Genomic DNA, 17,923 nt, shown 5'->3' with positions numbered 1-17,923 from the left:
TCCGAGCATGACCACGATGACCGTCTCCCCCGCAGCCCCAGGCGCCGACGCCAGGCTGGAACAGCTGCTTGGCTGGCTGGCCGCATTGTCGCCGGAATGGGCGCTGTCGACCGGTTCGATCCGTCCCGCGTCGAACGACGCGAGCTTCCGGCGTTATTTCCGGATCGACTCCGGTCACCCGTCCCACCACTCGCTGATCGCGATGGACGCGCCGCCTCCGATGGAGGATTGCCGCCCATTCGTCGCGGTGGCGCGGCTGTTCGGGGAGGCCGGCGTGCGGGTGCCGGAGGTGCTCGAGGCCAATCTCGACGCGGGCTTCCTGCTGCTGACCGACTTCGGCAACGAGACCTACCTGGACGTCATCGACGAAACCAACGCCGACGCCCTGCATGCGGACGCGAGCCGCGCGCTGGTGTCGCTGCAGGCGGCAAGCCGGCCATCGGCGCTGCCCGACTACGACCGCGAACTGCTGCTGCGGGAACTGACGCTCTACCCCGACTGGTACCTGGCCCGCCACAAGCAGGCCCAGCTCACCGACGACGACCGCAACGCGCTGCAGCGCACCTTCGAGCTGCTGCTCGCCAGCAGCCTCGCCCAGCCGCGGGTGTTCGTCCACCGCGACTACCACAGCCGCAACCTGATGCGGCTCGACGACAGCACCGGCCCGGGCGTGCTCGACTTTCAGGACGCGGTCTACGGCCCGGTCACCTACGACCTGGCCTCGCTGCTGCGCGACGCCTATCTGAGCTGGCCCGAGGAGCGCGAGATCGACTGGGCGATCCGGCACTGGGAGCGCGCGCGCAAGGCCTCGCTGCCGGTGGCCGCCGACTTCGGCGAGTTCTACCGCGACTTCGAATGGATGGGCCTGCAGCGCCACCTGAAGGTGCTCGGCATCTTCGCCCGGCTGTGGCATCGCGACGGCAAGGACCGCTACCTGGCCGACCTGCCGCGGGTGCTGGCCTATGTGGTGCGCACCGCGTCCCGTTACACCGCGCTGACGCCGCTGGCCAGGCTGATCGACCGGATCGAGGGCCGCGAGGCCACGATCGGCTACACCTTCTGAGGCCCGTCCCACGATGCGCGCGATGATCCTCGCAGCGGGCCGCGGCGAGCGGATGCGGCCGCTGACCGACCGCTGCCCCAAGCCACTGCTGCCGGCCGGCGGCAAGCCGCTGATCGTCTGGCACCTGGAGCGGCTGGCGCGGGCCGGGTTCCGCGAGGTGGCGATCAACCATGCGCACCTCGGCGCGCAGCTCGAAGCCGCGCTCGGCGACGGCGCGCAGTGGGGCCTGTCGATCGCCTGGTCCCCCGAGGGACAGGCGCTCGAGACCGCGGGCGGCATCGCCAACGCGCTGCCGCTGCTCGGGCAGGCGCCCTTCCTCGTCATCAACGGCGACGTCTGGTGCGACTTCGACCCCGGCCGGGCCCGCAGCATCGCGCTGCAGATGGAGGCCGCCGCGCTGGATGCCTGGTGCGTGCTCGTCGACAACCCGCCGCAGCATCCGCACGGCGACTTCGCGCTGGACAACGGCCGGCTGCTCGACCGCGCGACGGGCCCCCGGCTCACCTTCAGCGGCATCGGCGTCTACCGGCCGTCGCTGTTCGCGGGCATCGGCCGCGGCGCGCGCGCGCCGCTGGCGCCGCTGCTGCGCGCCGCCGCCGCCGCCGGCCGGGCCGGCGCCGAACTTCACACCGGACGCTGGATCGACGTCGGCACGCCGCAACGGCTGGCGCAGCTCGACGCGCAACTCGCACAGGAGATTCCCCATGCAGGTCAATGACATCCACGCCGCCCGCCGCGAGCGGCTCGCCGCACGCATGCGCGAGCTCGGCGGCGGCGTCGCGGTGGTGTTCACCGCCCCCGAGGTGATGCGCAACCGGGACAGCGACTATCCGTACCGCTGGGACAGCTACTTCTACTACCTCACCGGCTTCCAGGAGCCCGAGGCGGCGCTGGTGATGCGGGTGGACGCGCATGCGAGCGAATCGATCCTGTTCTGCCGCGAGAAGAACGTGGAGCGCGAGATCTGGGACGGCTGGCGCCACGGCCCTGAGCTGGCGCGCGAGCGCTTCGGCTTCGACCACGCCCACCCCTTCACTGCGCTCGACGAGAAGATGCCGGCGCTGCTGGCCGACCGGCCCGCGGTCTTCTGCGCGCTGGGCGCGGACGGCGCGCTGGACGCACGCCTGCGGCAATGGCTCGCCGCGGTGCGCGCGCAGGCGCGCGTCGGCATCGCCGCGCCCGCCGCGGCCATCGACGTGCACGCCATCCTCGACGAGATGCGCCTGGTCAAGGACGCGCACGAGGCGGCGGTGATGCGCCGCGCGGGCGAGATCTCCGCCGCGGCGCACGTGCGCGCGATGCGCGCCACCCGGCCGGGAATGCACGAGCACGAGATCGAGGCCGAGCTGCTCTACGAGTTCAGGCGCCGCGGCGCGCAGTTCCCTGCCTACGGTTCGATCGTGGCCGGCGGCCGCAACGCCTGCGTGCTGCACTACCGCGAGAACAGTTCGCAGCTGCGCGACGGCGAGCTGCTGCTGATCGATGCGGCCTGCGAACTCGACGGCTACGCTTCGGACATCACCCGCACCTTCCCGGTCAGCGGCCACTTCAGCGCAGAGCAGCGCGCGCTGTACGACGTGGTCCTCGCCGCACAGGCGGCCGCCATCGAACGCACCCGCCCGGGCTCCAGCTTCAACGATCCGCACGAAGCAGCGGTGCGCGTGCTGGTCCAGGGAATGATCGACCATGGCCTGCTCGCAGGCAGCGTCGACGGCGCCCTGGAGAGCGGCTCGTTCAGGCGCTTCTACATGCACCGCACCAGCCACTGGCTCGGCATGGACGTGCACGACTGCGGCGAGTACCGCGAACCGGGCGCATCCGGCGCGGGAGACGCCCGGCCCTGGCGCGTGCTGCGCCCCGGGATGGTGCTGACCATCGAGCCGGGCATCTACGTGCAGGCGGCCGACGACCTGCCCGCGGGCTTCCACAACATCGGCATCCGCATCGAGGACGACGCACTCGTCACCGAAGGCGGATGCGAGATCCTGACCGGCGGCGTCCCCAAGGCGGCCGGCGAGATCGAAGCGCTGATGCGCGGCTGAGGCCGCCATGGCGGACGCCCTCCCCGTCGTCCAGGTGACCGGCAGCGGCCCGGTGGCGCTGGCCTTCGCGCTGTTCGCGCTGCGCCAGGGAATCGACCGCCGCCGGCTGCGCCTCGAACGCCGCGCCGAGCCGCTGCCCGCCGCGCTGGCCGCGCGCCAGCTCGCGCTGTCGCTGGGTTCCTGGCAGCTGCTGCGGCGCATTGCGCGTCCGCCCCCCGCAGCGCCGATCACGACGGTCGACGTGTCGGTGACCGGGCATGCCGGCCGCACGCGGATCGCCGCCGCCCAGCTGGGGGTGCCGGCACTGGGCTACGTGGTCCGCTACGCGCCGCTGCTCGAGACACTGCGGGAGGCCGCCGGCAAGGCCGGGCTGCTCGATGCGCCCGGCCCGGCGGCCGGAGAAGCGCCCCCTGCAGGCCTGTGCATCCATGCCGAGGGCGATGCCGGCGAGGACGCATCGGTGCTCGACTTCGACCAGGCGGCGCTGCTCGCCGAGGTCGAGACCGAGCACGCGCACGGCACCACGGCCTGGGAATGCTTCACTCCCGAAGGCCCGCTGGCGCTGCTGCCGCTGCCCGAGCCGCGCCGCTACTCGCTGGTCTGGTGCGCCAGCCCCGCGCAGAGCCGCCGCCGCGCTGGGCTCGATGCCGCGGCGCTGGCCGCCGAGCTGCAGGCGGCCTTCGGCTGGCCGCTGGGCCGGCTGGCCATCGCCTCGCCCTGCTTCGTCGCGCCGATGGTGCGCCGCACCCGGCGCGAAGTCGCGCGCGGCGGCGAGGTCTGGATCGGCAATGCGGCGCAGGCGCTGCACCCGGTGGCGGGACAGGGGCTGAACCTCGGCCTGCGGGACGCCTACGAGCTCGCCCGCAGCCTTGGCGAGGCGCAAGCCGAGGGCGTTTCTGCAGACGCGGCGCTGCAGCGCTTCGCCCGGGTGCGCCGCACCGACCGCCTCGGCACCATCGGCATGACCGACGCCCTGGCGAGGATCTTCACGGTGGCGCCGCTGCGCCCGCTGCAGTCGATCGCGCTCGCGGCGCTCGACATCGCCCCGCCGGCGCGCTCGGCGCTCGCCCGGCGCCTGATGTTCGGTCATCGCTGACGGCTGCGGCCGATGCTGCGCTGCCCATTTCCTGTGCAGCGCACTTTTCGCTAGAATTCGCTTCCCTTCGGCGCGGCCCCGGTCGCGCCGTTCTTCATTGGACGCAGTCGCGACTGCGCCGCGCTTCAGCCAGGAGCCCGCGCAAATGAACATCGGCCCCCACCTTCTGCGCAATAACGTGTTCGTTGCGCCGATGGCTGGTGTCACCGATCGGCCGTTCCGCCAGCTCTGCAAGGCCCTGGGCGCGGGCCACGCGGTTTCCGAGATGGTGGCGTCGAACCCGCGCCTGCGCGACAGCGTCAAGACCGCCCGCCGCATCGACCACGGCGGCGAGACCGAGCCCCGCGCAGTGCAGATCGCCGGCGCCGAGCCGGGGATGATGGCCGATGCCGCGCGCTTCAACGTCGACCGCGGCGCGCAGATCGTCGACATCAACATGGGCTGCCCTGCGCGCAAGGTCTGCAACCGCTTCGCAGGCTCGGCGCTGATGGCCGACGAGACGCTCGCCATCGGCATCGTCGAGGCGGTGGTCCGCGCGGTCGACGTCCCGGTCACGCTGAAGATGCGCACCGGGCCCTCCCCCGACGAACGCAACGCGGTCCGCCTGGCGCGCCTGGCGGAGGCCGCCGGCGTGGCGATGATCACCGTCCATGGCCGCACCCGGGCCGAACGCTACGCCGGCTCGGCCGAGTACGACACCATCGCGGCAGTGAAGGCGGCGGTACGCGTTCCCGTGGTTGCCAACGGCGACATCGACTCCCCCGCAAAGGCCGCCGCCGTGCTGCGCCACACCGGCGCCGACGCCGTGATGGTCGGCCGTGCCGCCATGGGGCGGCCCTGGATCTTCCGCGAAATCGTCCACTTCCTGGCCACCGGCGAGACCCTCGCTCAGCCCACGTTCGCCGAGATCCATGCGCTGCTGCGCGCGCATCTGCTCGACCACTACGCGTTCTACGGCGAGCACACCGGCGTGCGCACCGCGCGCAAGCACGTGGGGTGGTACCTCGCCGGGCTGCCTGCCTGGCAGGCGCTGCGCGCCGAGTTCAACCGGATCGAGTCGCCGGAGTTGCAGTTGGCCTCGATCGACCGTCTGCACGATGCGCTGGCAACGAATTTTCGGCCCGCTGAAGCGACAGCCGCCAACGACGGCATCCATTCCGGGAGACTGGTCGCATGACCAAGCCGCAAACGATCGACGAAGCCGTCACGCGCAACCTCGAGAAGTACTTCCGCGATCTCGACGGAACCCCGCCGAGCTGCATCTACGAGATGGTGATGCGCGCCGTCGAGCGGCCCATGCTCGAGGTGGTCATGAAGCAGGCGCAGGGCAACCAGCTGCGCGCCAGCGAGATGCTCGGCATCAACCGGAACACGCTGCGCAAGAAGCTCCAGGCGCACGGAATGCTGTAGGCCCTGTCCAGGCCGCTCCGGACCCCGGTGCGGCACGAACAGGCCCTGCGCACGACGCAGCGGCGAACGCTCAACCAACAATGGGAACGGACAACATCATGGCCCACCGCGTCAGGCGAGCGCTGATCAGCGTCTCCGACAAATCAGGCATCGTCGAACTCGGCAGCGCGCTGGCCGCGCTGGGGGTGGAGATCCTCTCCACCGGAGGCACGGCGAAGCTGCTCGCCGACGCCGGAGTGAAAGTGGTCGAGGTCTCCGACCACACCGGCTTTCCCGAGATGCTCGACGGCCGCGTCAAGACGCTGCACCCGACCATCCACGGCGGGCTGCTCGCGCGGCGCGACCTGCCCGCCCACATGCAGGCGATCGAGCAGCACGGCATCGGCACGATCGACCTGCTGGTGGTCAACCTCTACCCGTTCGAGGCCACCGTGGCGAAGCCCGGCTGCACCCTCGAGGACGCGATCGAGAACATCGACATCGGCGGCCCCGCGATGGTGCGCTCGGCCGCGAAGAACTGGCGCGACGTCGGCGTGCTCACCGACGCCGCCCAGTACGGCCCGGTGCTCGAGGAACTGAAGCGCGATGACGGCCTGTCGGATTCGACGCGCTTCACGCTCGCGGTGGCCGCCTTCAACCGCATCTCCAACTACGACGCCGCGATCAGCGATTACCTGTCGGCGCTGCAGCCCGACGGCTCGCGCGCACTCTTCCCCGCGCAGTCCAACGGCCGCTTCGTCAAGCTGCAGGACCTGCGCTACGGCGAGAACCCGCACCAGCAGGCCGCCTTCTACCGAGACCTGTACCCGGCCCCCGGCTCGCTGGTCACCGCGCGCCAGCTGCAGGGCAAGGAGCTCTCCTACAACAACATCGCCGACGGCGACGCGGCCTGGGAGTGCGTCAAGAGCTTCGACACCCCCGCCTGCGTCATCGTCAAGCACGCCAACCCCTGCGGCGTGGCGCTCGGCGCCGACTGCGCCGAGGCCTACTCGCGCGCCTTCAAGACCGACCCCACCTCGGCCTTCGGCGGCATCATCGCCTTCAACCGGCCGCTGGACGGCGAGGCCGCCAGGCTGGTGGCGAAGCAGTTCGTCGAAGTGCTGATGGCTCCCGGATACACCGACGAGGCCAAGGCGGTGTTCGCCGCGAAGGCCAACGTGCGGCTGCTCGAGATCCCGCTGGACCAGGTGCGCGCCGACGGCGACACCGACTGGGCGCGCGGGCGCAACGCCACCGACGTCAAGCGCGTGGGCTCGGGCCTGCTGATCCAGACCGCCGACAACCACGAGATGTCTGGGGCCGACCTCCGGGTCGTCACGAAGAAGGCGCCCACGCCCGAGCAACTCGCCGACCTGCTGTTCGCCTGGCGCGTCGCCAAGTACGTGAAGTCCAACGCGATCGTGTTCTGCGGCGGGCAGATGACGCTGGGCGTCGGCGCCGGCCAGATGAGCCGTATCGACTCCGCCCGCATCGCGTCGATCAAGGCCGAGAACGCCGGCCTCGTGCTGGCCGGCTCGGTGGTGGCCTCCGACGCCTTCTTCCCGTTCCGCGACGGCCTCGACGTGGTGGTCGACGCCGGCGCGGTGGCGGTGATCCAGCCCGGCGGCTCGGTGCGCGACGAGGAAGTGATCGCGGCGGCCGACGAGCGCGGCGTGGCGATGGTGTTCACCGGGGTGCGGCACTTCAGGCATTGAGCCGGCGGGCGCCGGGGCCCGCCGCCCCAGGGGCCGGCGCCCTGGCTCGGCTCCTGGAGATTCCACGCTCTGGAGGTTTCACGCCCTTGCGCCTGCGCGGGTTCCGAGAGATTATTACATCTGTAATAACTCCACCGGAGCCCGCGATGCACGTGCTGAAACTCACCCAGATCGGCAACTCGGTCGGCGTGGTGCTGCCCAAGGAGGTGCTGGCGCGCCTGAAGCTCGGCAAGGGCGAGCAGCTCTACGTGATCGAGACGCCCGAAGGCATCACCCTCACGCCCTACGACCCGAGCATCGCGGAGCAGGTGGAACTCGGCCGCGACTTCATGCGGGAGTATCGCGACACCTTCCACGCGCTTGCGAAATGAACCCGCCTCGCTGGATCGACAAGCGGGCACTGCTCTTCCTGCATTTGGAAAGTCTCGCCGAGCACGGCGGCCCCGAAGGGATCCGGGACGAAGGCCTGCTGGACTCCGCGCTCGCCCGCCCGCAGAACCTGCTGGCCTACGGCGAGCCCGACCTGGCAGCGCTTGCCGCGGCCTACGGGGTGGGCATCGCGAAGAACCATCCGTTCGTCGACGGGAACAAGCGCGCGGCCTTCCTTGCGGTCGGCCTGTTCCTGGCATTGAACGGCTGGCGTCTGGCAGCGACCCAGGTCGAGGCGACCAGCGCGATGATCGCAGTCGCCTCGAGCGAGCTCGACGAGCCCGCCTTCGCGCAGTGGCTGCGCGAACACATCGCCCCTCGGGGCTGACCGGGGCGGCCTCCTGAGAATCCTCGGCATCGACCCCGGCCTGCGGGTCACCGGCTTCGGCGTCATCGACGTCGACGGGCCGCGGCTGCGCTACGTGGCCAGCGGCGTGATCCGCATCCCGCCGGGTGCGCTGCCGCCACGGCTCGGCACCATCCACGCCGGCATCACCGAGGTGATCGGCGAATACCGTCCCCAGGCCGCGGTGGTCGAGATCATCTTCGTCAACGTCAACCCGCAGTCCACGCTGCTGCTGGGGCAGGCGCGCGGCGCCGCGATCACCACGCTGGTGGCCGCCGGGCTGCCGGTGCACGAGTACACCGCGGTGCAGGTCAAGCAGGCGGTGGTGGGCACCGGGCGCGCCGCCAAGTCGCAGGTGCAGGCGATGGTGCAGCGGCTGCTGTCGCTGCCGGGGCTGCCCTCGACCGACGCGGCCGACGCGCTGGGCTGCGCGATCTGCCACGCGCACGCGGCCACGATGATGGCCACGGCCGCCGGGATGTCCGCGCCCGAGGCGCTGCGCGGTGTGCGCATCAAGCGCGGCCGGATGCGCTGACGCCTGCAGCGCCCGGCGCGCGCGGTCCGCACAGCGCACCGCCGCTCGCAGGAAATGGACCCTCCCGCGCCCTTCGGGGTCGCCAAGCCGCGCCCGGACAGGCGATCCTCGCGGAGTTCCCCCCGACGACTCCTGGAGGCGTAGACCCCATGAACTTCGATTTTTCCGAGGACCTGAACATGCTGCGCGACGAAGCGCGCAAGTTCCTCGCCGAGCGCTGCCCCACCAAGGCGGTGCGGCGCATCCTCGAGGGCGACGCGCCCTACGACCGTGAACTCTGGCAGCAGGTGGCGCAGATGGGCTGGCTGGGCGCCGCAGTGCCCGAAGCCTATGGCGGCGCGGGCCTGGGCCACGAGGGCCTGTGCGTGCTCGCCGAGGAGCTCGGCCGCGCGATCGCGCCGATCCCCTTCGCCTCCTCGGTCTACCTGGCCACCGAGGCCATCCTGGCCCACGGCAGCGATGCGCAGAAGCAGAAGTACCTGCCGAAGCTGGCCGCCGGCGAGCTGATCGGCGCGTTCGCGATCGCCGAGGGCGCCGACAACCCCCGCCCCGAGGCCATTGCCGCCCGGCTGCAGCGCGGCACGGTGAGCGGCTCCAAGTGGCCGGTGGCCGACGGCAGCATCGCCGACTTCGCCGTGGTGGTCGCCAGGGACGAGACCGGCACGGCACGGCTGGCCATCGTCGACCTCGCCGGCAAGGGCGTCGCGCGAACCGCGCTCAAGACCATCGACCCCACCCGCGACCAGGCCCGACTGGACTTCGACGGCGCGCCGGCCGAGCTGCTCGGCGACGGCGGCGCCGGCTGGCCCTCGGTGCAGGCGCTGCTGGACCGCGCCGCGGTGCTGATCGCCTTCGAGCAGGTGGGCGGCGCGCAGGCCTGCCTCGAGATGGCCACCGCCTACGCGAAGGAACGCGTGGCCTTCGGCCGGCCGATCGGCTCCTTCCAGGCGATCAAGCACAAGCTGGCCGACGTCTACATCGCCACCGAGCTGGCCCGCTCCAACGCCTACTACGGCGCCTGGGCGCTCGCCACCGAGGCGCCCGAGCTGCCGCTGGCGGCCGCGGCGGCGCGCGTGGCGGCCACCGAGGCCTATCACCTGGCCTCCAAGGAGAACATCCAGACCCATGGCGGCATGGGCTTCACCTGGGACCTGGACTGCCACCTGTTCTACCGCCGCGCCAAGATGCTCGCGCTTGCGCTGGGCAGCGCCCGGCACTGGAAGAACCGCCTGGTCGACCGCTGGGACGCCGAGACGCCCGCCGCCGGCACGCAAACGACGCACTGAGGACGACGCCATGGACTTCAACGACACTCCGCAGGAAGCCGCATTCCGCGCCGAGACCCGCGCCTTCCTCGACGCCAACGCGCAGCTGCGCCGCGACGACCAGCCAGAATCCCGCACCCGCTACAGCGAGGAGGCCGACGCGCTGGCCAGGGCGAAGGCCTGGCAGGCGAAGAAGGCCGACTCCGGCTTCGCCGGCATCACCTGGGACAAGCGCTGGGGCGGCCGCGGCGGCACGCCGATCGAGCAGGTGATCTACAACCAGGAGGAGTCGCGCTACATGCTGCCGCGCGGCTTCTTCGAGATCGGCCTGGGCATGTGCATCCCGACGATGATGAAGTACGCCAGGCCCGAGCAGCTCGAGCGCTACGTGCGCCCCGCGCTGCGCGGCGAGGAGATCTGGTGCCAGCTCTTCTCCGAGCCCTCGGCCGGCTCCGACGTCGCCGGCCTGCGCACCCGCGCCGAGCGCGACGGCGACGACTGGGTCATCAACGGCCAGAAGATCTGGACCTCCGGCGCGCACTTCTGCGACTACGGCATCGTCATCACCCGCACCGACCCGAACGTGCCCAAGCACGCCGGCCTGACGATGTTCTTCATCGACATGAAGAGCCCCGGCATCGAGGTGCGGCGGATCAAGCAGATCGCCGGCAGCTCCAACTTCAACGAGGTGTTCTTCACCGACGTTCGCGTGCCGGACGCCCAGCGCCTGGGCGCGGTCGGCGAAGGCTGGAAGGTTTCGCTCACCACGCTGATGAACGAGCGCCTCGCCGTGGGCGACGCGCCCGGCCCCGACGTGCAGGACATCCTGCGGCTGGCCCGGATGCTCAGGCTCGAGGGCGCGCCCGCGCTGCAGGACGCCGCGGTGCGCGAGCGGCTGGCCGACTGGTACGTGAAGGCCCAAGGACTGAAGTTCACCAAGTTCCGCACCATGACCGCGCTGTCGCGCGGGCAGACCCCCGGTCCGGAGGCCTCGATCACCAAGGTGGTCAGCGCCACCAAGCTGCAGGAGATCGCCTCCTTCGGCATGGACATGCAGGGCATGGCCGGCGTGGTGACCGACCCCGCGCTCGCGCCGCTGCAGGCCTGGTTCCAGGAGGCGCTGCTGTATGCGCCGGGCCTGCGCATCGCCGGCGGCACCGACGAGATTCTGCGCAACATCATTGCCGAGCGTGTGCTGGGGCTGCCTCCGGACATCCGGGTCGACAAGAGCGCGTCCTTCGCCGAGCTGCAGCGCGCGCGGCAGGCGTAGCGGACGCAGGGGCGGAGCGGCCGGGCCGGGACCGGCCGCCACCTGCTGCGCGGCCGCAGCCCAGGCCGCGCCGGCCGCCCCCCGGCCCGCCTCGCCGGCCCGCCCTCCCCGCTGGTGTAAGCTCCCCGGAATGATCGGCCGCATCACCGGAACCCTGCTCGAGAAGACCCCGCCAACAGTGCTGGTCGACGTCAACGGCCTCGGCTACGAGGTCGACGTGCCGATGAGCACCTTCTACGACCTGCCGGCCGGCGGCCAGCGCATCAGCCTGCTGGTCCATCAGGTCATCCGCGAAGACGCGCACCTGCTGTTCGGCTTCCTCACCGCGGGCGAGCGCGAAGCCTTCCGCCAGCTGATCCGGATCACCGGCGTCGGCCCGCGCATCGCGCTCTCGCTGCTCTCCGGCCTGTCGGTGAGCGACCTGGCGCAGGCCGTCGCGCTGCAGGAGACCGGCCGCATCACGAAGGTGCCGGGAATCGGCAAGAAGACTGCCGAGCGCCTGCTGCTCGAACTCAAGGGCAAGCTCGCCCCCGAACTCGCCGGCGCCGGCCGCCCCGCGGCCACCGAAGCCGAGGCCGACATCCTGCGCGCGCTGCTCGCGCTGGGCTACTCCGAGCGCGAATGCGCCGCGGTCACCCGCCAGCTGTCCGAGGGCGTCGGCGTTTCCGAGGGCATCAAACAGGCGCTCAAGCTGCTGGCCAAGCCATGATCGAGCACGACCGCCTCATCTCGCCGGTTGCCGTCACCCCGAACGAGGAGGCGGTCGAACGCGCGCTTCGTCCCAAGCGCCTGCAGGACTACGTCGGCCAGCCCCGCATCCGCGAGCAGCTCGAGATCTTCATCACTGCCGCGCGCAACCGTGGCGAAGCGCTGGACCACGTCCTGCTGTTCGGCCCCCCGGGCCTGGGCAAGACCACGCTGGCGCACATCGTCGCGGCCGAAATGGGCGTCGGCCTGCGCCAGACCTCCGGTCCGGTGCTGGAGCGCCCGGGCGACCTCGCCGCGCTGCTGACCAACCTGGAACGCAACGACGTCCTGTTCATCGACGAGATCCACCGCCTGTCGCCAGTGGTCGAGGAGATCCTCTACCCGGCGCTCGAGGACTTCCAGATCGACATCATGATCGGCGAAGGACCGGCGGCACGCTCGATCAAGCTCGATCTGCAGCCGTTCACGCTGGTAGGCGCCACCACCCGCGCCGGCATGCTCACCAACCCGCTGCGCGACCGCTTCGGCATCGTGGCGCGGCTGGAGTTCTACACGGCCGACGAACTCACCAGCATCGTCGCCCGCTCGGCGCAGCTGCTGGGCGCACACCTCGAGCCCGACGGCGCCCGCGAGATCGCGCGCCGCGCGCGCGGCACGCCACGCATCGCCAACCGGCTGCTGCGCCGGGTGCGCGACTACGCCGAGGTCAAGGCCGGCGGACGCATCGACTCGGCGGTGGCCGACGCGGCGCTGGCGATGCTCGAGGTCGACCGCGCGGGCTTCGACATGATGGACCGCAAGCTGCTGCAGGCTGTCATCGAGAAATTCGGCGGCGGTCCGGTGGGCGTGGACAACCTCGCGGCGGCCATCGGCGAGGAACGCGACACCATCGAGGACGTCCTCGAGCCCTACCTGATCCAGCAGGGCTTCCTGCAGCGCACCCCGCGCGGCCGCATCGCCACCCCGGCCGCCTGGCGCCACTTCGGCCTGGCCCGGCCCGGTGGCAGCGACGAGCTCTGGCCGGCCGGCGACGACGCCGACCCCACCGACGTCCAGCGCGCACGATGAGCGCCGAGGAAGACTTCGCGGCGCGGCTGGCGCAGGCCACGCCACGCACCTGGGCCACGCAGGCGATCGTCGTCGCCAACGTGGCGATCTGGCTCGCGATGCTCGCGACGGGCACCGACCCGATGCGGCCCGACGTGCAGAGCCTGATCGACTGGGGCGCCAACCTGCTGCCGCTCACCGTCGACCAGCCCTGGCGGCTGATGACCGCCACCATCCTGCACGCAGGCCTGGTGCACCTGGGCTTCAACATGTGGGTGCTGTGGGACGCCGGCCGGATCGCCGAACGCTTCTACGGCAGCCTCCAGTTCCTGCTGATCTACCTGATCTCCGGGCTCTTCGGTTCGCTGGCCAGCCTGTTCTTCGCTGCCCGCACCGGCGTGTCGGTGGGCGCCTCCGGGGCGATTTTCGGCGTGGTCGGTGCGCTGCTCGCGGCGCTGTTCACCAAGCAGTCGAAGCTGCCCCCCGGCCTGGCCGCCAGCATGCGCTCTTCGATGCTGCTGTTCGTCGGCTACTCGCTCTTCATGGGCTTCATCTCCAGCTTCATCGACAACGCCGCCCACATCGGCGGGCTGCTGTCCGGCTTCGCCGCCGCAGTGATCCTCGCGGAGCGATTCGACTGGGAGGAGTACAGGCGCAGCGCCGTCCAGCGCTCGATCCTGGCGATCGGGGCCGCCATGGTCGCCGCCTTCCTGGTCTGGAAGATGGTCCCGGTGCCGGTCGCCTGAAAGGGCCCTCGCCGCGCGGTAGAATCCGCCGCGTGAGCGACCGTCCGATCCGCCTGCCCGACCCGCGGCTGCTGCCGGCGCCTGCCTTCGAGCTTCGCGTGCGCGTGTACTACGAGGACACGGATGCCGGCGGCATCGTCTACCACGCCAACTACCTGCGCTTCTTCGAGCGCGCGCGCACCGACTGGCTGCGTTCGCTGGGCGCGGTCCACACCGAACTGGACGCCCGGCACGGGCTGGTGTTCGTGGTTCGCGACCTGGCCATCGACTACCTGGCCCCGGCGCGGCTCGACGACGAGCTGCTCGTCGACGTCCACGTGCTCGAGACCCGCCGCGCCAGCATGCGGCTGGCGCAGTACGCGCGGCTGCCGGGCCGCGACGAGCCGCTGGTGGCCTGCGCCCTGCGCATTGCGGCAATCGACCGCGGCACAGGCCGTCCGGCGGGATTTCCGCGCTGGCTCACCGACCGGTTCCGCACGCCACTTTGAACGGGCTGTCAGCCTTCGCCGTCCCGGGCGACCCCGAACCCACACACCGGCACCAGGAACACCCATCTTGCAGCCCGAACTCTCATTCGTCTCCCTGATCCTCCACGCGAGCCTGCTGGTGCAGCTGGTGATGCTGCTGCTGCTGGCGATCTCCATCGGCTCGTGGACCGCGATCTTCCGCAAGTGGATCCAGCTGCGCAACGCCAACGCCGACACCGACCGCTTCGAGGCAGACTTCTGGAAGGATGGCGACCTGGGCGGACTGTTCGAGGAACTGCGCGACGGCAAGCGCAGCAGCGGCGCGCAGGCGCGCATCTTCGAGGCCGGCATGGCCGAGTTCCTGCGCACCCGCAAGCAGAAGCCGGGCGACGTCGCCGCGATGCTCGACGGCGCGCGCCGCTCGATGCGCGCTGCCTACCAGCGCGAGATGGACCAGCTCGAGGCGCACCTCGCCTTCCTAGCCTCCGCCGGCTCGGTAAGCCCCTACATCGGCCTGTTCGGCACGGTCTGGGGCATCATGCACGCCTTCCGCGGACTCGCGAACGTGCAGCAGGCGACGCTGGCCGCAGTCGCGCCGGGGATCGCCGAGGCCCTGATCGCCACTGCGATCGGCCTGTTCGCCGCCATCCCGGCGGTGGTCGCATACAACCGCTTCGCCCATGATGCCGACCGGCTCTCGACCCGCTTCGACACCTTCATCGACGAATTCCTGAACATCCTCCAGCGCCAGGCGCGCTGAAGGCAGCCCCCGGAACGCGCGAGGAAATCAGCACCGATGCCGTCGAACAACCAGCGCAGCCGCAGCGGACGCTCCCGTCGCATGGTGAACGAGATCAACGTGGTGCCCTACATCGACGTGATGCTGGTGCTGCTGGTGATCTTCATGGTCACCGCGCCCATGCTGCCGCCCGGATCGGTCGACCTGCCGACGGCGGGCCGCAGCAACACCCGCACCGACGCCTATCTCGAGGTTCAGGTGCGCGAAGGCGGCGAACTGCGGGTGCGCACGGTCAACACCGGCGAGTCGCAGTCGATCGAGATCCGACGCAGCGAGCTGGCGGCCACCGTCGAGTCGATGCGGTCATCGCCGGAGATGCCGGTGGCGATCAGCGCCGACAAGTCGCTGCCCTACGAGACGGTGATGGACGTCCTGGGCGAATTGCAGCGGATGAACGTCCGGACCGCGCTGATGGTCAAGCCGGCAGGCTGACCGGGACGTGCGACAGATGACGAACGAGCCGAAGCTGCAGGTGAAATCCGAAGGCCGGGAGACGCCACAGGGGCCCCGCCGGGCGCTTGCGCGCGGAGAGGGCAAGGTCTCCAAGCCCTTCCTGCTGGCGCTGGCGATGCACCTGCTGCTGTTCCTGATGCTGTTCATCGGGGTGCACTGGCAGAAGCAGGAGCCGGTGGCGGTGCAGGCCGAACTCTGGTCGCCGCCCGCGCCATCCGCCGCCGTGGCGCCCCAGCCCGAGCCCGCCCCCGCCAGGCCGGCGCCCGAGCCGGAACCCGAGCCGGAACCCGAGCCCAAGCCCAAGCCCGAACCTGCGCCCGAACCCGAACCGCCTGCGCCGCCGAAGGTCGAGAAGCCCAGGCCCGACCCGGAGCTGGCGCTGGCGCAGCGCCGCGAGCGCGAACGGCTCGAGCGCGAGCGCGCCGAGCGCCAGGAGGCCGAGCGAAAGGCGGCAGACGAGCGCACCCGCCGGGAGGCCGAGCGCCGCAGGCTCGAAGCGGAGAAGAAAAAGGCTGAAGAGGCGCGCAAGCTGGCCGAGGTGAAGAAGGCGGAGGAGGCGCGCAAGCTCGCCGAGGCGAAGAAGACCGAAGATGCGCGCAAGGCGGCAGAGGCGAAGAAGGCCGCCGAAGCGAAGAAGGCCGAAGAGATCCGCAAGGTCGCCGAAGCAAGGAAAGCCGAGGAGGCGAAGAAGGCCGAGGAGGCGAAGAAGACCGCCGACGCAAAACGGGTTGCCGACGCGAAGGCCGCCGAGGCGGCCCGCGCTGCGGAAGCCCAGCGCGCCGAGCATGTGCGCCGGATGATGGCGCAGGCCGGCTCCGGCGCCGAAGGCAGCCCCGGGGGCAGCACTGGCGCGGCCAGCGGCGCAGCGCGCGGCGCGGCTTCCGGCGGCGCGGCCGGCGCCGCGGACGGCGCCTACGCGGCGAAGCTCTCGTCGCTGATCCGCTCCAACACGGTCTTCCAGATCCCTGCCGGGATGGCCGGCAATCCGCGCGCGGAGTTCCAGGTCACTGTAATGCCGGATTGCTCGGTCACGACCGTGCGACTGGCGCGCCCGAGCGGCGCGCCCGCCTGGGACCAGGCCGCCGAGCGCGCGATCCGGCGCAGCAGTCCGCTGCCCCGCCTGCCCGACGGCACCTGCCCGGGCAGCCTGACCATCGCCCATGCGCCGCGCGAGGAACGCTGACCAGGGCCTTTCCGCACCGCCTTCGTGACCGCGGGTCCTCGCCTGCGTGCCACGGGTGCGTCGTTATAATGAGCCGATGCCGATGAACCGCCGCACGTTCCACCGCCTTCCACTGCTTGCCGCAGCGGCAACGCTCCTCGGACACCTGCCGGTCCATGCGCAGATGCGCGTGGACGTCTCCGGAGTCGGAGCCACGCAGTACCCGATCGCGATCGCCAATTTCGCCAGCGACGGCAGGGTGCCGCAGGACATCGTCGCCATCGTCCGCAGCGATCTGGCCCGCAGCGGCGTGTTCCGGGTCGTCGACCCGCAGGTCACGCTCTCCGACTCCGCCACGGTCAACCACACCGAGATCCGCGCCCGGGGCGCGGACGCAGTGCTCGGCGGCACCATCTCCCGCCTGGCCGACGGCCGCTACGACATCCGCTACCGGCTCACCGACGTGGTGCGCCAGATGCCCGTCGGCGGCGAGTCGGTCGTCGCCCCTGAATCCGATCTGCGCTTCGCTGCCCACCGCGTGGCGGACTGGGTGTACGAACGCGTCACCGGGGAGAAGGGCATCTTCTCCACCCGCGTGGCCTTCGTGTCCAAGCAGGGCAACCGCTTCCGGCTCAACATCGCCGACTGGGACGGCGAGAACATCCAGAGCCCGCTCACTTCGCCCGAGCCGATCATTTCCCCCTCCTGGTCGCCGGACGGCAGCCGCCTTGCCTACGTCTCCTTCGAGGCCAAGAAGCCGGTGGTCTACGTGCACACGCTCGCGACCGGGCAGCGCAAGGCGGTCGCCAACTTCAAGGGCAGCAACAGCGCGCCCGCCTGGTCTCCGGACGGCAGCTCGCTGGCGGTCGCCCTCACCCGCGACGGCCTGTCGCAGATCTACCTGATCGGCGCAGACGGCGGCGGCGCGGCGCGCCGGCTCACGAACTCCAGCGGCATCGACACCGAGCCGGTCTTCTCCCCCGACGGCCGCAGCCTCTACTTCACCTCCGACCGCGGCGGGTCGCCGCAGATCTACCGGATGCCCGTCTCCGGCGGCGCCGCCTCGCGCATCACCTTCGGGTCGCAATACAACGTCAGCCCGCGCATCAGCCCGGACGGCCGCACGCTCGCCTTCGTCACCCGGCGCGACGGCGGCTTCCTGGTGGCCATCAAGGATCTCGCCGACGGCGCCGAGCGCGTACTGTCCGACGGCGGACGCGAGGAGGCGCCGAGCTTCGCCCCGAACGGCCGCTGGGTGATGTACGCCACCCAGTCGGGCGGGCGCGACTCCCTGATGGCGGTCACCATCGACGGCCGGGTCAAGCAGCGCCTCACGTCCGCCGCCGGCGACATCCGCGAACCGACCTGGGGCCCCTTCCCCCGGTGATGCC

Annotated in this window: 20 protein-coding genes; all 20 read left to right on the top strand. The window is 71.2% G+C overall.

Annotation, left to right across the window (positions count from 1 at the left end):
• Nucleotides 1-16 precede the first annotated feature (16 nt).
• Nucleotides 17-1,063 carry an aminoglycoside phosphotransferase family protein gene (locus HNQ70_RS10545; RefSeq protein WP_183967202.1) on the top strand — a complete coding sequence of 349 codons (1,047 nt, stop codon included), beginning with the start codon at nucleotides 17-19 and terminating at the stop codon, nucleotides 1,061-1,063.
• Between the two features lie 13 nt (nucleotides 1,064-1,076).
• Nucleotides 1,077-1,781, top strand: coding sequence for an N-acetylmuramate alpha-1-phosphate uridylyltransferase MurU (gene murU / locus HNQ70_RS10540; protein ID WP_183967200.1), 705 nt, complete (start codon nucleotides 1,077-1,079; stop codon nucleotides 1,779-1,781).
• Nucleotides 1,768-3,105, top strand: coding sequence for a Xaa-Pro aminopeptidase (gene pepP / locus HNQ70_RS10535; RefSeq protein WP_183967198.1), 1,338 nt, complete (start codon nucleotides 1,768-1,770; stop codon nucleotides 3,103-3,105). Before murU ends, pepP begins: the two co-directional genes overlap by 14 nt.
• Nucleotides 3,106-3,112: 7 nt before the next feature.
• Nucleotides 3,113-4,201: an FAD-dependent monooxygenase gene (locus HNQ70_RS10530; RefSeq protein WP_183967196.1), complete on the top strand. Its 1,089-nt coding sequence runs from the start codon at nucleotides 3,113-3,115 to the stop codon at nucleotides 4,199-4,201.
• Nucleotides 4,202-4,346: 145 nt separating this feature from the next.
• A complete protein-coding gene (dusB, locus tag HNQ70_RS10525; RefSeq protein ID WP_183967194.1) occupies nucleotides 4,347-5,378 on the top strand; it encodes a tRNA dihydrouridine synthase DusB in 1,032 nt (343 codons plus the stop codon).
• On the top strand, nucleotides 5,375-5,611 hold the full coding sequence (locus HNQ70_RS10520) for a Fis family transcriptional regulator (RefSeq protein WP_183967192.1): 237 nt from the start codon (nucleotides 5,375-5,377) through the stop codon (nucleotides 5,609-5,611). Before dusB ends, HNQ70_RS10520 begins: the two co-directional genes overlap by 4 nt.
• 98 nt (nucleotides 5,612-5,709) lie before the next feature.
• Complete coding sequence (gene purH, locus HNQ70_RS10515) at nucleotides 5,710-7,305, top strand: bifunctional phosphoribosylaminoimidazolecarboxamide formyltransferase/IMP cyclohydrolase (RefSeq protein WP_183967190.1); 1,596 nt, start codon at nucleotides 5,710-5,712, stop codon at nucleotides 7,303-7,305.
• Nucleotides 7,306-7,451: 146 nt separating this feature from the next.
• On the top strand, nucleotides 7,452-7,676 hold the full coding sequence (locus HNQ70_RS10510; protein WP_183967188.1) for an AbrB/MazE/SpoVT family DNA-binding domain-containing protein: 225 nt from the start codon (nucleotides 7,452-7,454) through the stop codon (nucleotides 7,674-7,676).
• On the top strand, nucleotides 7,673-8,062 hold the full coding sequence (locus HNQ70_RS10505) for a type II toxin-antitoxin system death-on-curing family toxin (RefSeq protein WP_183967186.1): 390 nt from the start codon (nucleotides 7,673-7,675) through the stop codon (nucleotides 8,060-8,062). Before HNQ70_RS10510 ends, HNQ70_RS10505 begins: the two co-directional genes overlap by 4 nt.
• A 13-nt stretch (nucleotides 8,063-8,075) precedes the next feature.
• Nucleotides 8,076-8,615, top strand: a complete 540-nt coding sequence (gene ruvC, locus HNQ70_RS10500; RefSeq protein WP_183967977.1) for a crossover junction endodeoxyribonuclease RuvC — start codon at nucleotides 8,076-8,078, stop codon at nucleotides 8,613-8,615.
• 149 nt (nucleotides 8,616-8,764) lie between these two features.
• Complete coding sequence (locus tag HNQ70_RS10495) at nucleotides 8,765-9,901, top strand: acyl-CoA dehydrogenase family protein (RefSeq protein ID WP_183967163.1); 1,137 nt, start codon at nucleotides 8,765-8,767, stop codon at nucleotides 9,899-9,901.
• A gap of 10 nt (nucleotides 9,902-9,911) precedes the next feature.
• Entirely contained in the window at nucleotides 9,912-11,150 is a 1,239-nt protein-coding gene (locus tag HNQ70_RS10490) for an acyl-CoA dehydrogenase family protein (protein ID WP_183967161.1), read from the top strand.
• A 130-nt stretch (nucleotides 11,151-11,280) separates the two neighbouring features.
• A complete protein-coding gene (ruvA, locus tag HNQ70_RS10485; RefSeq protein ID WP_183967159.1) occupies nucleotides 11,281-11,859 on the top strand; it encodes a Holliday junction branch migration protein RuvA in 579 nt (192 codons plus the stop codon).
• Complete coding sequence (gene ruvB / locus HNQ70_RS10480) at nucleotides 11,856-12,926, top strand: Holliday junction branch migration DNA helicase RuvB (RefSeq protein ID WP_183967157.1); 1,071 nt, start codon at nucleotides 11,856-11,858, stop codon at nucleotides 12,924-12,926. The genes ruvA and ruvB overlap by 4 nt, the downstream gene beginning before the upstream one ends.
• On the top strand, nucleotides 12,923-13,651 hold the full coding sequence (locus HNQ70_RS10475) for a rhomboid family intramembrane serine protease (protein WP_183967155.1): 729 nt from the start codon (nucleotides 12,923-12,925) through the stop codon (nucleotides 13,649-13,651). The genes ruvB and HNQ70_RS10475 overlap by 4 nt, the downstream gene beginning before the upstream one ends.
• A gap of 32 nt (nucleotides 13,652-13,683) precedes the next feature.
• Nucleotides 13,684-14,139 (top strand): tol-pal system-associated acyl-CoA thioesterase, encoded by a 456-nt coding sequence (gene ybgC, locus HNQ70_RS10470; RefSeq protein ID WP_343060731.1) that lies wholly within the window; start codon nucleotides 13,684-13,686, stop codon nucleotides 14,137-14,139.
• Nucleotides 14,140-14,203: 64 nt separating this feature from the next.
• Entirely contained in the window at nucleotides 14,204-14,878 is a 675-nt protein-coding gene (gene tolQ, locus HNQ70_RS10465) for a protein TolQ (protein ID WP_183967973.1), read from the top strand.
• Nucleotides 14,879-14,914: 36 nt separating this feature from the next.
• Nucleotides 14,915-15,349, top strand: coding sequence for a biopolymer transporter ExbD (locus HNQ70_RS10460; RefSeq protein ID WP_183967153.1), 435 nt, complete (start codon nucleotides 14,915-14,917; stop codon nucleotides 15,347-15,349).
• Nucleotides 15,350-15,365: 16 nt separating this feature from the next.
• On the top strand, nucleotides 15,366-16,553 hold the full coding sequence (gene tolA / locus HNQ70_RS10455) for a cell envelope integrity protein TolA (protein ID WP_183967151.1): 1,188 nt from the start codon (nucleotides 15,366-15,368) through the stop codon (nucleotides 16,551-16,553).
• Between the two features lie 82 nt (nucleotides 16,554-16,635).
• A complete protein-coding gene (tolB, locus tag HNQ70_RS10450) occupies nucleotides 16,636-17,919 on the top strand; it encodes a Tol-Pal system beta propeller repeat protein TolB (protein ID WP_183967148.1) in 1,284 nt (427 codons plus the stop codon).
• Nucleotides 17,920-17,923 lie beyond the last annotated feature (4 nt).

Source organism: Quisquiliibacterium transsilvanicum (assembly GCF_014202215.1).
Lineage (GTDB): Bacteria > Pseudomonadota > Gammaproteobacteria > Burkholderiales > Burkholderiaceae_E > Quisquiliibacterium > Quisquiliibacterium transsilvanicum.
This window is presented reverse-complemented; position numbering and strand designations above follow the sequence as displayed.